The 13,856-nt window shown below is 56.8% G+C and carries 12 protein-coding genes; 9 read left to right on the top strand and 3 right to left on the bottom strand.

Going from position 1 to position 13,856, the window contains the following annotated elements; all coding sequences use genetic code 11:
- Positions 1-13 precede the first annotated feature (13 nt).
- Both GDA65_09105 and GDA65_09100 read left to right on the top strand, forming a co-directional pair.
- A complete protein-coding gene (locus GDA65_09105) occupies positions 14-1,324 on the top strand; it encodes a hypothetical protein (protein MBA5862851.1) in 1,311 nt (436 codons plus the stop codon).
- Positions 1,325-1,382: 58 nt separating this feature from the next.
- On the top strand, positions 1,383-2,630 hold the full coding sequence (locus GDA65_09100; protein ID MBA5862850.1) for a hypothetical protein: 1,248 nt from the start codon (positions 1,383-1,385) through the stop codon (positions 2,628-2,630).
- Positions 2,631-2,727: 97 nt separating this feature from the next.
- On the opposite strand, the gene GDA65_09095 is transcribed toward GDA65_09100, so the two are convergent.
- Entirely contained in the window at positions 2,728-2,982 is a 255-nt protein-coding gene (locus GDA65_09095; GenBank protein ID MBA5862849.1) for a hypothetical protein, read from the bottom strand.
- Positions 2,983-3,326: 344 nt separating this feature from the next.
- Between GDA65_09095 and GDA65_09090 the strand changes: the two genes are divergently transcribed.
- From GDA65_09090 to GDA65_09070, 5 genes are all read left to right on the top strand, one after another.
- A complete protein-coding gene (locus GDA65_09090; GenBank protein ID MBA5862848.1) occupies positions 3,327-5,381 on the top strand; it encodes a sodium-translocating pyrophosphatase in 2,055 nt (684 codons plus the stop codon).
- A 180-nt stretch (positions 5,382-5,561) separates the two neighbouring features.
- Positions 5,562-5,759: a ubiquitin-like protein Pup gene (locus GDA65_09085; protein MBA5862847.1), complete on the top strand. Its 198-nt coding sequence runs from the start codon at positions 5,562-5,564 to the stop codon at positions 5,757-5,759.
- Between the two features lie 203 nt (positions 5,760-5,962).
- On the top strand, positions 5,963-7,669 hold the full coding sequence (gene recJ / locus GDA65_09080; protein MBA5862846.1) for a single-stranded-DNA-specific exonuclease RecJ: 1,707 nt from the start codon (positions 5,963-5,965) through the stop codon (positions 7,667-7,669).
- A gap of 2 nt (positions 7,670-7,671) precedes the next feature.
- A complete protein-coding gene (locus tag GDA65_09075; GenBank protein MBA5862845.1) occupies positions 7,672-9,855 on the top strand; it encodes a RelA/SpoT family protein in 2,184 nt (727 codons plus the stop codon).
- 48 nt (positions 9,856-9,903) lie between these two features.
- Entirely contained in the window at positions 9,904-11,418 is a 1,515-nt protein-coding gene (locus GDA65_09070) for a mechanosensitive ion channel (protein ID MBA5862844.1), read from the top strand.
- A gap of 14 nt (positions 11,419-11,432) precedes the next feature.
- On the opposite strand, the gene GDA65_09065 is transcribed toward GDA65_09070, so the two are convergent.
- Positions 11,433-11,942 carry a hypothetical protein gene (locus GDA65_09065; GenBank protein MBA5862843.1) on the bottom strand — a complete coding sequence of 170 codons (510 nt, stop codon included), beginning with the start codon at positions 11,940-11,942 and terminating at the stop codon, positions 11,433-11,435.
- A 137-nt stretch (positions 11,943-12,079) separates the two neighbouring features.
- On the opposite strand from GDA65_09065, the gene GDA65_09060 reads away from it, so the two are divergent.
- Together GDA65_09060 and GDA65_09055 are read left to right on the top strand one after the other, a co-directional pair.
- Complete coding sequence (locus tag GDA65_09060) at positions 12,080-12,265, top strand: hypothetical protein (protein ID MBA5862842.1); 186 nt, start codon at positions 12,080-12,082, stop codon at positions 12,263-12,265.
- Positions 12,266-12,405: 140 nt separating this feature from the next.
- The gene (locus GDA65_09055; GenBank protein MBA5862841.1) at positions 12,406-13,038 is read left to right on the top strand and encodes a flavodoxin family protein; all 633 of its coding nucleotides are present in this window, start codon (positions 12,406-12,408) and stop codon (positions 13,036-13,038) included.
- 15 nt (positions 13,039-13,053) lie between these two features.
- On the opposite strand, the gene GDA65_09050 is transcribed toward GDA65_09055, so the two are convergent.
- Positions 13,054-13,260, bottom strand: coding sequence for a (2Fe-2S)-binding protein (locus GDA65_09050; GenBank protein MBA5862840.1), 207 nt, complete (start codon positions 13,258-13,260; stop codon positions 13,054-13,056).
- Positions 13,261-13,856 lie beyond the last annotated feature (596 nt).

The raw sequence follows: 13,856 nt of genomic DNA, 5'->3' as shown, positions 1-13,856 counted from the left end.
GAGCGAGCGACACGTGACCGGTAACGGGCGACCCATCCAGAAATTGGCCATGAGCGGGCTCCTGTTGATATTTGCAGTGCTCACGGTCACGTTTCATGAGCGGGCCATCGCGCAGAAGACGGATGGCCAGGCGCCAGCCGATTGGGTGGCGGAGATTGAAAAGGTCTTTATCCGTTCTGAAGATTGCAAGCAATGCCATGACCGGCACTACGAAGAGTGGAAGGGGATGCGGGAGCAGACGCCTGACCTCAAATCCTTCGGTCGAGTGGATGCGGCCTTATTGCACGGCACATCCTTTGAATCGCCGGTGTTCCGCACGGTGTTGGGCGTATGGATGCAGACCAATCCCTCGCTGGATGAACGGCAGCGGTGCCTGTCCTGCCATGCGCCGGCAGTCACGGTTTTTCCTCAACATGCCGAAAAGATTGCGGCGCAAGTTCTGTCAGGCAAACCGCAGGTCGAGGGTATCGGCTGCGCATCCTGCCACCTCATTAACGCGGTGGAAACGACGCCCCTGCCGCCGCCAACGTACAAGGTGAAGCCAGGCGAGATGCTCTATGGTCCTTACACCGATCCTGAGGAAAACCTGGTGCATCCGGCAACACAGGTGCCGCTGTTCCGTGGCGCGAATTTTTGCACCTCTTGCCATTTCGACAAGGTCAAGGATGTCACGCAGAAAGACCTCCCCGGAGAAATTCTGCATGGCACGATTTGCCAGGATTGCCACATGGAGCCCTCCACAGGGAGCTCAACGTCGAGACGTGGCGCCATGACTCGCGCCATCGGGCGGCATTGGTTCCGCGGAGTCGTCATTCCGGGCACGCTGCTGAAAAATCGTAACTTGCAAGCCGAATGGATGCCGCGTATCGATATCGATGCGGGGAAGTCCGGAGCAGGGGTGGAGGGAACGGTGCTGGTGAAGGTCGGCAGTCTCCCGCATAGTTTTCCCGACGGTGACCCGGTGTTAAAGCAATTTTTCCTCTCGATCACGACCAAGGATGCGCAAGGCCGGGTATTGGGAGAAGAAATCAAACAATTCGGATTGCCGTACGAGAAGATTTTGCGCGGTCCGATTCCTGATCCCTTTATCAAGGGCGGCAATACCAGGCGGGTGCCTTTCTCGCAGACCCTGCCGGCCGACGGAGGAGAGCCGGCGACGATTGAAGTCGTCCTCAGCTACGCGTTGATTCCGGAACCTGAACCGGAACTGAAAGCAAAGTATCTGGCCACGCTGCTCAATGATCAGGAGCGGGCGGTCGCGAAGAAGGTCATCGAGGAGTATATTCAGCCTCGCGTGCTGACCTATCGAGCCAAATCACTGTAAGGCCCCCTGCCGGTTCCAGCCACGACGGGCAGCGAGGTGCGTACCATGTGCGGAGGATATGCGAACGGTGACACATCGACGAGGTCTGTTGCAGGGGCTGCTCATCAGCGCGTTGCTGATGGTGGTCGGGTTGGCAGGTTATGGTGTGCAGCAAGGGCTGGCCCAGGATGCCAACGCTCAGCTGACGATCCAAAAATCGTTTCCCAGTTCCGGAAAGTGCAAGCGCTGCCACGAGCGGGTGTTTGAGGAATGGGAAACATCGCCCCTCTCCAAGTCGATCCATACACCGACATTTCGCGCCGCCCTGGATGTGTATCTCACTTCTCCGGCCGGAAAAGATAAGGCCCTCTGTTTCCGCTGTCATGCTCCCCATGTCCGGGAGTTCCCCGACCAGGTTCAGTTATTTGTGACTCAAGCGCAATCCGGAGAGCCCTCCTTGGATGGCGTGGCCTGCGCGCAATGTCATCTCATCAAACAGGTCGATCGGACGAAGCAGTCGCCGGAACCGAAGTATGATCTCGGCAACAAAACCATGTACGGGCCGTACAAAGATTTCGCCGCAAACCTGGCCCATCAATCGATGGAGTCGACCCTTTTCCACAAATCGGATTTGTGTCTGAATTGTCATCAGGTCGTGCCCGTTGCGGCTGACCTTGGCAAAAGGAACGATCTCCTGGGCAATTGGGACCAAAGCAAAGCCGTGAAATCCGGAAAGGAGTGCCAGACCTGTCATATGCCTGAACAGGTCGGAGAGTCGGCCAATGGCGAAGCCAAGCGGAAGGTCGCCAACCATACATTCCCTGGACGTATCGGTCAGCTCAGGCAGGAGGCCGCCAAGCTGGATGTTGTGACAAAGGTGGATGGCGACAAGACCTCTGTCACGGTGGGGGTGCAGAGCCTGGTGCCCCACAATCTGCCGACGACCCATCCCGGGTGGGCGAGCGTAGTGCTGGAATTGACCGTGAAGGGGAAGAATCTGAAGACGGTTTTCAGCGACAAGCGCATCTATGGCCGGACCTATGCTGATGCCAAAGGCCAGACAACGGTGTTTGATTTTGAGGCGGTCAAGGTGCTCGACGAAACGGTCCTCAAGCCGGAGGAGAACCGGGTGGAGACCTTCAGCTTTCCGACACCCAAGGACACCAAAACTTTTGATGTCGAAGCGGCGCTCAGTTATGCTCCGGTGACAGGACCGGCAAGCTTTCTGCAGCGTATTGAGGCGGAGTCTTCAAAGGGCGCCCAGGACCCCGTCTTTCAGTCCATCCCGATCGCGAAGTTCAGCGAGAATATTCCGGTTGCGAAGTAGCTTCTGCGCGTGCAGCGTACGCGCAGAAACGAGAGGCATCGGAGCGAAGGCCTCTGAGGACTTCGCTCGAACTGCTCTCACGTCCCATGTTCACGAATTATTCGGAGATGATGCTGGAACCCGGGGACTTCATCTTGAAGATCTGAATCGCGCTGTAGATGCCTTTGGCAGGATGGTTTAGGATCAGTCGCGAATTGGTGATATGCGTGTCGATTAATTCGTACTGCCCGCCGCTATAGTACACATCGCAGTCGTCGATCTCACAATTTTTGTAGACGTGGTTGTCCAGCGACAGCTTGGCTTTGCTGAACTTCTGCTGATCGATCAGGATGTATTCCGGCGCGAATCCCATCACAGCCCTCCCCAGTTCGCGCGCACTATAACAAACTCGATATCCTTGCGCAAACCGCCCTGGTGGTGCTGTCCCGTTTCTTCTTCCACGATCTTTCGCCTTGATCAGCCTTGGCCAGCCCTATAGAATGGCGCCACTTTTCCTCTCGTTCGCGACCGTGTCAGTTGTCGGGCATGCGGCGGTGATTCCCGCTGCACAATCAGTCCGCGATGGGTTCATGCCGCGAAGCACCTGTGACATTCATCAATCATTGCGCGTGATGAGGTCATCTTCACGGCGAATCTTTACCGTAACACGTCAGCTGGATTCTCAGTTTCACCATCTGTTAACAGGAGGAGAACACTGTGAGCGACTCAGCGATTGTGACCTTTGCTCTGGTTGCGGCGGTGGCTGGTATTGTGTATGGCCTGTATCTCGCCATGTGGGTGTTCAAGCTGAATGCCGGCAACGCGAAGATGCAGGAAATTTCCAAAGCCATTCAAGAGGGAGCGGGCGCCTACATGAACCGTCAATATAGGACGGTAGGTGTGGTGGCCGCGGTGTTGTTCGTCGGGCTGTGGGGCGCGGGCGCCGTGTCGGATAAGTTCGGCATGCTAACGGCGGTCGGTTTTCTGATCGGCGCCGGAGCGTCGGCCCTCGCCGGATATGTCGGGATGATTATCGCGGTTCGAGCCAACGTGCGGACTGCGCAAGCAGCCTACAACGGCATGAATGCCGCTCTCACCGTAGCGTTCCGCGGCGGCGCGGTCACGGGTTTGCTGTTGATCGGACTGGGGTTGTTGGCCATCACCAGCTTCTATACCATCGCCTCGCAGTTGGCGGGTCAGGAGAAAGCGATTCACGCGTTGCTCAGTCTGGGCTTCGGCGGCAGTTTGATCTCCGTATTTGCGCGCGTCGGCGGCGGAATCTATACGAAGGCAGCCGATGTGGGCGCAGACCTTGTTGGTAAAGTCGAGGCAGGGATTCCCGAGGACGATCCCCGTAATCCCGCGGTCATTGCCGACAATGTCGGCGACAATGTCGGTGATTGCGCGGGGATGGCGGCCGACTTGTTTGAAACCTATGCGGTCACGACCGTCGCGGCGATGGTGCTGGCGTTTACGATGTTCAAGGGCGTCAGCGCCCCGATTTTGTATCCGCTCGCCTTGGGCGGCGTAACGATCTTTGCCACGATCATCGGCATCCTCTTTGTCAAAGTCAGTCCTGGCGGCGAGATCATGCCGGCGCTTTACAAGGGTTTGTTTGTTGCCGGAGGCATTGCGGCGGTGGCCTTTTTCCCGATTACCTCACACATCATGGAGGGGGTCGGAGGTGTGAGTGGCGTCAGTTATTACCTGGCGGCATTCATGGGGCTGGCGGTGACCCTGGCGCTGGTCTTCATTACGGACTACTACACCTCGAAGTCGTATGCGCCCGTGAAAGATATTGCCAAGGCCAGCGAGACGGGGCATGCCACGAATATTATTGCCGGATTGGCGGTGGGGATGCAGTCGACGGCGGCGCCGGTGGTGGTGATTGGCGCGGCGATTCTCGGCAGCTATTGGATATGCGGCGGGGCGGCATCAGGCGGGTTGTATGGCGTTGCCGTCGCGGCGGTTTCGATGTTGTCGATGGCCGGCATTGTGGTCGCAATCGATGCATTCGGGCCCATTACGGATAATGCCGGCGGCATCGCGGAAATGGCCCATCTCGGGAAAGAAGTGCGCGATATTACGGATCCTCTGGATGCGGTGGGCAACACGACGAAAGCCGTGACGAAAGGGTATGCGATCGGTTCTGCCGGCCTTGCGGCAGTGGTGTTGTTTGCGGAATTCGCCAGAGAAGTCGCCAAGGGAACGCAAGCCAGCACATTCGACTTGTCTAATCCATCGGTCCTGGTCGGGCTTTTCTTGGGAGGAATGCTGCCCTTCATTTTTGGCGCGCTCTGTATGAAGGCAGTCGGTCAGGCGGCGGGTCTCGTGGTGGAGGAGGTACGGCGCCAATTCCGGACGATCAAGGGCATCATGGAAGGCACAGGGAAACCCGAGTATGGCACCTGCGTCGATATTGTCACCCAGGCAGCCATTGCGAAGATGATGATTCCCGGTCTGATCCCAGTCGTGGCCCCGATTCTTGTCGGAGTGATCCTTGGGCCGCAAGCGTTGGGCGGCGTGCTTGTCGGGAGCATCGTCACCGGGCTGTTCGTCGCGATTTCAATGACGAGCGGCGGTGGTGCCTGGGACAATGCTAAGAAGTATATCGAGGAGCAGGGCTTAAAAGGTACGGACACGCACAAGGCTGCGGTGACCGGTGATACGGTCGGCGATCCCTATAAAGACACCGCAGGTCCGGCGATCAACCCGATGATCAAAGTCATCAACATTGTGGCGTTGCTGATTGTCTCGCTGATCGTCAAATAGACGGATGTTGAAAGTGGCCTCCGGCTTCTTGCCGGCAGGTGGTACATTGTTGCGGGCCTGGTTTGGTTGATGGGAGGAGGCGGCATCATTCGCCGGTCGGCTTGACGCGTTCAAGGACCCTAGAGTAAGGTGACGGAAGCGGGTCCTTCGAATGCGTCCGAATGAACTGGAGGTGCTCCGATGGAGAAACAGGAGAGGAGACCGGAATCCAGAAAAGAGTCGCACGCCAAAGAAGAGGTGAAGCCGAACCCGAAAGTCGTCGAATCGGGGAAGAAGATGAAAGAAGACATCGACAAATTGGTCGATGAAATCGATGACGTCCTGGAAAAAAATGCCGAAGAATTTGTAAAGAACTATGTGCAGAAGGGAGGGGAATAGTCCCCCTCCCTTTTTATTCAGTCCCCAGGCGCCCACTCGTAACCATTCTGGATTCCCGTCCGCCCACCTTCGCGATATCAACATCACTGAAACGCTATGCCGTCGTCCTGCTGATGCCCTGTTTGACAAAGGCGGGGTGAGTCGATACCATTCCCCTTACTTCTCAGTAACTTCTGAATGTTCCAGCTCTAAACAGAGGGGCCATGCTCGAAAAACTCTGGGTGTTCAGACCGTCTGATGCGGTCTTGCAGAGCAGTCTCGCCAGAACGCTGTCGATCTCGCCGGTGACCGCATCGATATTGCTCGCTCGCGGGGTGACGACTCCCGACCAGGCGACTCGTTGGATGTCCAGTGCGCAGGACGGGCTCCACGACCCATTCTTGATTCCTGATATGGACATAGCCGTCGAGCGACTTCATCTGGCGCTCGCTCGCCAGGAACGCGTGTGTTTCTATGGAGATTACGATGTGGACGGCGTGTCGGCGACGAGCCTGTACCTGTCGTTTTACCAGGGACTCGGGGGAAATGCTTGCGGATACATTCCTCACCGGGTGCGCGAGGGATATGGTCTCAACGAGGGGGCAATCAGGAGATTGGCGCTGGAAGGCATTACGTTGCTGGTCACGTCGGACTGCGGGACGACATCGCATCATGAAATTGCGGTCGCCAAAGAGCTTGGTATGGATGTGGTGGTGACGGACCACCATCAAACCGATGCGACGATGCCCGCTGCCCTTGCTGTACTTAATCCGCATCGGTGCGATGCCAGCTATCCCTTTACAGGACTCTGTTCCGCAGGCCTGGCGTATAAGGTGGTCTCGGCCTATCAGAGACGATACGGGTCAGGTGAGGTGGATCCGGAATCCTGTCTCGATTTGGTGGCTCTGGCGACGGTGGCCGATATCGTGCCGCTCCAGGATGAGAATCGTATTTTAGTGCGGGAGGGGCTGATGCAGATTAATCGCGGCGCCCGCTGCGGAATCCGTGCCTTGAAGCAGGTCGCTGGTATCACGAAAGCGTGTACCAGTGAAACGATCGGGTTTCGCTTGGGGCCCCGGCTGAATGCTGCGGGTCGGCTAGATCATGCGATGCGTTGCGTGCAACTGCTGACGACCGAATCCGACAGGGAAGCGATGCAAATTGCCGAACAGTTGGAACAGTTGAATCGACAGCGCCAGCAGATCGAGGAGGGGATTACCGCGGAGGCCGGGGCTCAGCTCCAACAGGACGAACCGGCTGCCGCGATTGTGCTGGGCTCGCGTGACTGGCATCTGGGTGTCGTGGGGATTGTCGCCGCCAGATTAGTCGATCGCTTTCATCGCCCGAGCATCGTGATCGCGGTGGATGAGAAGGGAATCGGTAAAGGCTCCGCCCGGACAGTGGAGGGTTTTGATCTGTATCAGGGATTGTCGGCATGCCGGGATCTCCTGGAAGCCTTTGGCGGCCATCCGAACGCCGCGGGGTTGACCATTCGGGAATCGCGATTAGACGAGTTTCGCCGGCGGTTTTCTGACGTGGCGGCACAGTGGGCTACCGGCAGCCTTGTCAGACCGACCGTGCACGTCGATGCGGAGGTGAAGCTGACGGACGTGAATTTCGATCTCATCCAGGAACTTGAGTCCTTGCATCCTTTCGGAGCAGGCAATCCGGAACCGACCTTGGCCGTTCGCGGTCTCGATGTGGTAGAGGCGCGGGTTGTCGGTGAAAAACATCTGAAGCTGCGCGTACGGCAGGGCCGCTCATTCATTTTCGATAGCATCGGCTTTCGCATGGGATCATTTGCAGAGCTTGGGTTAAAGGCAGGGAGCCCTGTCGATCTGGCCTTTAGTCCTGAGCGGAATCAGTGGAACGGGTATGACCGCGTGCAACTGCGCATCAAGGCGGTACGCATGAGCGGCGAGGTGTCCTAAGTATGCCGCACGAGACCGTGACAGAACTCGATCAATTGATCGAGCGGGTCAAGAGCTATAACGTCGAGGCGGATGTGGACCTCGTGCGCCGGGCCTATGACTTTTCGGCCAAGGCCCATGAAGGGCAAATGCGCCGGTCCGGCGAGCCGTATTTTCGCCATCCCCTGGCGGTGGCCGGGCTGTTGACCCATCTGAAAACGGATGTGACGGCCATCGTTGCCGGTCTTTTGCATGACACGCTGGAAGATACACTGGCGACTCCGCTTGAATTGGAGCAGCGGTTCGGGAAAGACGTGGTGCACCTGGTCGATGGCGTCACCAAGATCGGCAAGATCACCTTTCGGAACTATGAGGAAAAACAGGCGGAAAATTTCCGCAAGATGGTGTTGTCGATGGCGGATGATATCCGCGTCGTCCTCATCAAGTTGGCGGACCGGCTCCATAACATGCGGACCCTGGAGTATCTCAGCGAAGGGAAGCGACGGCAGATTGCCCAAGAGACGCTGGAGATTTATGCCCCGTTGGCCAATCGCTTGGGAATCGGTTGGATCAAAAACGAACTTGAAGACCTCTGTTTGAAGCACCTCAAGCCCGAAGTCTACGAACTGCTGCGTGTGCGCGTGGCCAAGAGGGATGAAGATCGGCAGCAGTACATTCTGGAAGTCATCGACATGGTCAAGAAGGCCATGGCGGAGGCCGGATTGCATGGGGAGGTGTCCGGTCGACCCAAGCATCTCTATGGCATTTATCAGAAAATGGAGAAGCAGTCGATCTCGTTTGAGGAGGTGTACGACCTTGCCGCGTTACGCATCATCACCGATATCAAGATGAACTGTTATGCCTTGCTCGGGGTCATCCATTCGTTGTGGCGTCCCCTGCCTGGCCGTTTTAAAGATTACATCGCTATTCCAAAATCGAATATGTATCAGTCTTTGCATACCACGGTGGCAGGGCCTAAGGGCGAGCACGTGGAGTTCCAGATTCGCACGGAGGAGATGCATCGAGTTTCCGAGCAGGGGATTGCCGCGCATTGGAAATACAAGGAGCACGGACGCATCGACGAGAAAGACGGGAAAGTCTTCAGCTGGCTGCGGCAGTTCGTGGAGTGGAATCAAGACCTGCCCGATAATCGCCAGTTTATGGATTCGGTCAAGCTCGATCTTTTTCATGACGTGGTGTATGTGTTTACTCCGCAGGGTATGGTGAAGGAACTCCCGAAGGGTTCCACCCCGGTCGACTTCGCCTATTCCGTCCATACGGAGATCGGAGACCATTGTGTGGGGGCCAAGGTCAATGGCAAGATTGTGCCGCTCAAGCATGCGATGGAAAGCGGAGACATGGTGGAGATTTTGACCGCGGCGAATCAAACGCCCCACCGGGATTGGCTGAAGTTCGTCCGCACCTCCCGCGCGAAGACAAAAATCAAGCATTGGATCAAAGCAGAAGAACAGTCTCGCAGCGTCGAGATCGGCAAGCGGTTGCTGGAGGCTGAGTTCCGGCGGCATGGACTGGCGCCTGCTCAGATGATGCGGTCGGAGCAACTCCTCGCCGTGGCCAAACAGGTCGGATATGAAACGCCGGAGGAACTTGCCGCCGCCGTGGGGTTCGGGCATGTGCCGACCTCTCAGGTGATGAGCAAAATCGCGCCTCCTTCGCAGGCGGAAGGTCCGACCATCACGCCGGAAGCTCCGGCGCCGCATAAACAAGCGGCCGGTCGCGCCGATGATACCGGTGTTCAGGTGAAAGGTGCGCGCGACCTCCTGATGCAACTCTCCCGTTGCTGCAATCCCGTTCCCGGGGACCGCATTTTGGGCTACATTACCAGGGGGCGCGGGCTCACGATTCATACCGTCGATTGTCCCAATCTCGAAGCGTTGGATTACGATAAAAACCGGTTGGTCGAAGTTGAATGGGATCAGTCTACGCCGAGCACCCACTCCGTGAAGGTCTCAGTGATCGCGGTGGACAAAACCGGAGTGTTAGCGCATGTCTCTACGGCGATTTCGGAATGCCAGGCCAACATCAGTCGAGCTGAAATTACGACGCGCGAAGATCGGAAGGCGATGCTGGATTTCATCGTCGAGGTGGTGGACACGGCGCATCTGTCGAGGGTGTTCAAGGCGATTGAACAGGTAGAGGGTGTGATCACCGTGCGCCGGATGCGTTCCTGGCAGGAGCGCGCGTAGCCCGAAAGGTTTCTCTGTGCGATCCTTCCCTCAGTGGATGATGTCCGCATGAATCCGGGAACCCTTGTCGGCGCCATTCTGGCCATCCTCGCTTGCGCGGCTGTCGTGTTGATCGGCCTGATCCACCTGTTCAGCCGGCGCGGCAAGCCGGTTCCGGTCCTGCCATTGTATGCCGGTGGTGTGGGCGTATTTTTCGTCATTGCGGCGCTGGTCGGCCACAGCGGTCTCGTGACGCCCGTTCCCCATCTCGTCCGGGCCTGTCTTGATGTGGCGGCCTGGCTGGGCGCTTCTTTCTTCCTCTTCACGATCCTTGATGCCCTCATCATTGGCGAATGGCTGATCGAGCGAGGTCAGCGATACATTCCTGACATCGTCCGACAGTTACTCATCGGCGCGGAAGTCGTGGCAGCCGGTGTGGTGATTCTGTGGTTGGTCATGGGGATCAACCTCGTGGCGCTCGTGGCGCTCCCAACAGTGGCGGCGGCGATGATCGGGGTGGCGTTGAAGGATACGTTGACGAGATTTTTTTCCGGCATTGAGCTTGGAAAGATCGTCAAGGTGGGGGATTGGGTCACGGTGCTGGATCGAGAAGGAGTGGTCTCTCACATCGGCATGGAACACGTCAGCTTGTTGACTCGATCTCACGATCTGGTGTCGTTGCCCAATGATCTGGTGATTCAAAGCGGAGTGACCAATTTCACCAGACCGACCACGACGCATTTTTGCAATGTCTTTGTCGAAGCCGCGTATCGAACCCCGCCTGAACAGGTCTGCGCTACGCTGCTTGAGACCGCGGCTGCGGTATCGGGGGTGTTGCCGGATCCCAAGCCGTCCGCTTTCGTCGCGGCATTTAATGAATCGGCCATTCAATATCGTATTAAGTTTCCAATCGGAGATTTCTCACAACGGGACTCGATCGAGAGTGTCATGCGCACCTATATCTGGCATGCCTTCGCGCGCAAGGGTATCGAAATTCCCTTTCCGCAACGCGTGGTGCATCAAACTGTGAATGGGGACGGCACTCCCAGCAGCTACTCAGTCGAACGGATCATGGGGCAACTGACGGCGGTTGATTTTTTGGTCACGCTCGATACAAGGCAAATCGAAGTGTTGGCACAGGGTGCGAGATGGGAGTTGTACTTGCCCGGTGAGCGAATCGTTCGCCAAGGGGATTCTGGAGATGTGCTGTACGTTATTGTCTCCGGAAGCGCCGATGTCCGATTGGAGCAGGGAGAGCTGACTACCACTGTGGCGACGCTTGAGGCGGGAAAGTTTTTTGGTGAGATGTCTTTATTAACCGGCGAGCCGCGGTCGGCCACGGTGGTGGCTGCGACGGAGTTATCGGTCATTGCCGTCGGGAAGCAGGCCTTATTGCAAGTCATTCAGGAGGACCGGCGGCTAATCGAGAGGATCGGAGAGATCGTTGCCCGTCGACAGGCTGCGACGGCGTCGGCGAAGGCGCAGCTCTCGCGCGATGCGGCGGCCTTGTCGGTTGTCACGCACACTCGCTCTCTCGTGGAGCGCATTCAGAGGTTTTTCTGCGGAACGCGCAAGACGACGTGACCGTTTGAGTTCGATCAGGGTTGTTTGAAGCTCAGCTTGACGCCTCGTTGAAGTTGCAGTGCTGCCGCCCTTCCAGCCCCGAGTTCAAGAACATACAGCGCTCCCTCTTCGGAATGGTATTGCGGACAGCCGTCGTCCTGTCTGGTGCAGATCGGGGTGTGGCGTTCGATATGAATGATTGTCTTTTTTGCATCCATCCAGATGATATCGAGAGGAATTTTAGTATTTTTCATCCAGAAGGTCCACGGCTGGGCGTCGCCAAAGATAAACAACATTCCCCGATCGTCCGCGAGGTGCTCACGAAACATCAGGCCTTGTGCTCGTTTCAGCGCCGTATCGGCTAATTCTGCCTGAATCAGTGTGCCATTCGGCGTTTTGACCGTAATGAGGGTTTCAGGTGGTGGATCAGCGGCCCAGGTTGAACAGCTCATCGCCAGCACGACCAGGCCCACTAAGCCACCTGCCAAGCGGCTAAAGCCTGTGGAATGGCGTGTTTCATAAGGATCATGTGTCGAGTGTCTCATGGCCGCATCCTAACGGGCCGCTTGTGAGCCGTCAAGATAGCGGAAGTCGAGTCCGGAGGGTCAGGATGCCGCCTTGCAATTCCGCCGGCCCCTATGCCATCCTCGGCATATCAATTAGACTTCGATGGAGGCTGTTCATGAAAGAAACGCGACGTGTGGTGTACATGCGAGGCGTGTTTGTCTGTCCGAAGTGTCGCCAATCATATGTGCAGGAAAAGTGGATCGAAGAATTTCGAATCCGCTGCCACAAGTGTGATTATCGCGGAACATTGACCCAGGTATCGGTTGAAGAGCATATGGATGAGGAAGTGATTCGTCGCTAGGTGTGCGGTTCGCGCATATCGTGTTCATAAAGTTCCCGTCTCCTATCTTCTGATCGGAAACATAGAGATTCCTGCCATGCCGTTCAGGGCTTGGCCCTGCCGATGCTAGCCTTGCTCTGGTAGTCACCAAGAGGTCGGTTATGGTTCTGATGTGGCGACTGCTGTTTCTCTGCACGGCCTGTATTCTGCCATGGCCTGCCATCGGCGCAGCGGCCGATAGTCCGACAATTATTCAGGTATTGGTGGCCTACCACTCACGCACCGGGAATACTGAGCGAATGGCTGCGGCGGTTGCCGAGGGGGTTCGAATGGTGCCTCACGCGCAGGTCGTCGTCCGGCGTGTAGGGAATGTGACGGCAGAGGAGTTATTTGCTGCAGATGCCATTGTGCTCGGGTCGCCGGTTTATTGGTCGAATATGGCCGGGGAGGTCAAGGCGTTTATCGATGACTGGCAGTTCAAGTTCGGCGTCTTTCCCGACTTTAAGCTGAAGAACAAAGTGGGGGCGGCATTCGCAACCGGCGGTCAGATTTCCAGCGGGAAAGAGCTGACGATGCTCTCTATTCTTGCCGCGATGCTGGGAAATTATATGATCACTGTTAGCGGCGGCGGTGCATTTGGAGCTTCTGCCACAACGGAAGGCAATAGTCCTGGGATTGATGAGCAGGAACTTTCCAGCGCGCGTGAATTGGGAAGACGTGTAGCTGAGGTCGCCGGCGCAGTCAAGCGCGGATTTGAATTGCAAGAAGGTCTGGTGCGGTCGAGCCCAAAATGAGTGACGTTTCAGCAGTTAGGATGAAACAGGGTTGCGGCAGGCATTCTCCAGATGGCTCTTCGCGAGTGCGACCAGTTCGTGGATATTTTTGGCACAACGACCACAGCAACCATTTTCTCGCAAACCGAACTCAGCGATAATTTGTCTTGTGGTTAGGGACCCCTGACGGCCCGCTTCCCGCACATCTGATTCCGTTAAGCCCTTACATAAGCAGACATACATGAGTGGCGTCTCCCACTGATGGTCGATTGTCTCGGCCGGGCAATGCGAACACTTTTCCGATACTGATAACCGTTCTCAACTATGGCCAGTATACCGGCTGTCCTGAGATCTGTCAACATTTCGGGTGATTGCCGTCCGCTGTCCAGGAGGTGGCAGCTTGGGCCTCCAAAGGTTCACCATTTGCTGGCCCATGTTGTTCGGTGTATGAGGGTGTTTCTTCGAGCCATTCTGCGGCCGGATCCAATGAGGTTTGTTCACAGATACTTGGGTACGCTGTGTATCCTGGCATTCTCTTGAGGCAAGGCTCTACGTCGTGCCGTGGGAGGGGAAGAAAGCAGAGTGGAGAGGATTGGCGCGTTGTTCTGCTGCAAAAATACGGAGGCAGGAAGCCCTTTCGAACTTCCTGCCTCCGTTGTGCTGTGGCTCTTCACCACTGAGAGCGGTTGCCCCCTCTCAGTGGTATGAGTCTTACAGCCAGTTCACGCGTTCGGCCGGCCGAATGTAGATCGGCTCTTCGACCTGGATCCGCGCCACTTCCTTGCCCGACTTGTTGAAGCCCAACACGGTATCGTTGTACATATCGAACCGCTTCCCGT

It is taken from the genome of Nitrospira sp. CR1.1, from assembly GCA_014055465.1.
Classification (GTDB): Bacteria; Nitrospirota; Nitrospiria; order Nitrospirales; family Nitrospiraceae; genus Nitrospira_A.
Note: the sequence above shows the minus strand (reverse complement) of the source record. Positions and strands in the feature narration are given on the sequence as shown.

What these genes read in the sequence shown, in the direction of transcription:
- GDA65_09055 (MBA5862841.1), top strand. Translation starts at nt 12,406, where the DNA reads ATGGTTCTGATGTGGCGACTGCTGTTTCTCTGCACGGCCTGTATTCTG.
- GDA65_09085 (MBA5862847.1), top strand. Translation starts at nt 5,562, where the DNA reads ATGGAGAAACAGGAGAGGAGACCGGAATCCAGAAAAGAGTCGCACGCC.
- GDA65_09050 (MBA5862840.1), bottom strand. Translation starts at nt 13,260, where the DNA reads ATGTATGTCTGCTTATGTAAGGGCTTAACGGAATCAGATGTGCGGGAA.
- GDA65_09060 (MBA5862842.1), top strand. Translation starts at nt 12,080, where the DNA reads ATGAAAGAAACGCGACGTGTGGTGTACATGCGAGGCGTGTTTGTCTGT.
- recJ (MBA5862846.1), top strand. Translation starts at nt 5,963, where the DNA reads ATGCTCGAAAAACTCTGGGTGTTCAGACCGTCTGATGCGGTCTTGCAG.
- GDA65_09100 (MBA5862850.1), top strand. Translation starts at nt 1,383, where the DNA reads ATGCGAACGGTGACACATCGACGAGGTCTGTTGCAGGGGCTGCTCATC.
- GDA65_09075 (MBA5862845.1), top strand. Translation starts at nt 7,672, where the DNA reads ATGCCGCACGAGACCGTGACAGAACTCGATCAATTGATCGAGCGGGTC.
- GDA65_09070 (MBA5862844.1), top strand. Translation starts at nt 9,904, where the DNA reads ATGAATCCGGGAACCCTTGTCGGCGCCATTCTGGCCATCCTCGCTTGC.
- GDA65_09095 (MBA5862849.1), bottom strand. Translation starts at nt 2,982, where the DNA reads ATGGGATTCGCGCCGGAATACATCCTGATCGATCAGCAGAAGTTCAGC.
- GDA65_09065 (MBA5862843.1), bottom strand. Translation starts at nt 11,942, where the DNA reads ATGAGACACTCGACACATGATCCTTATGAAACACGCCATTCCACAGGC.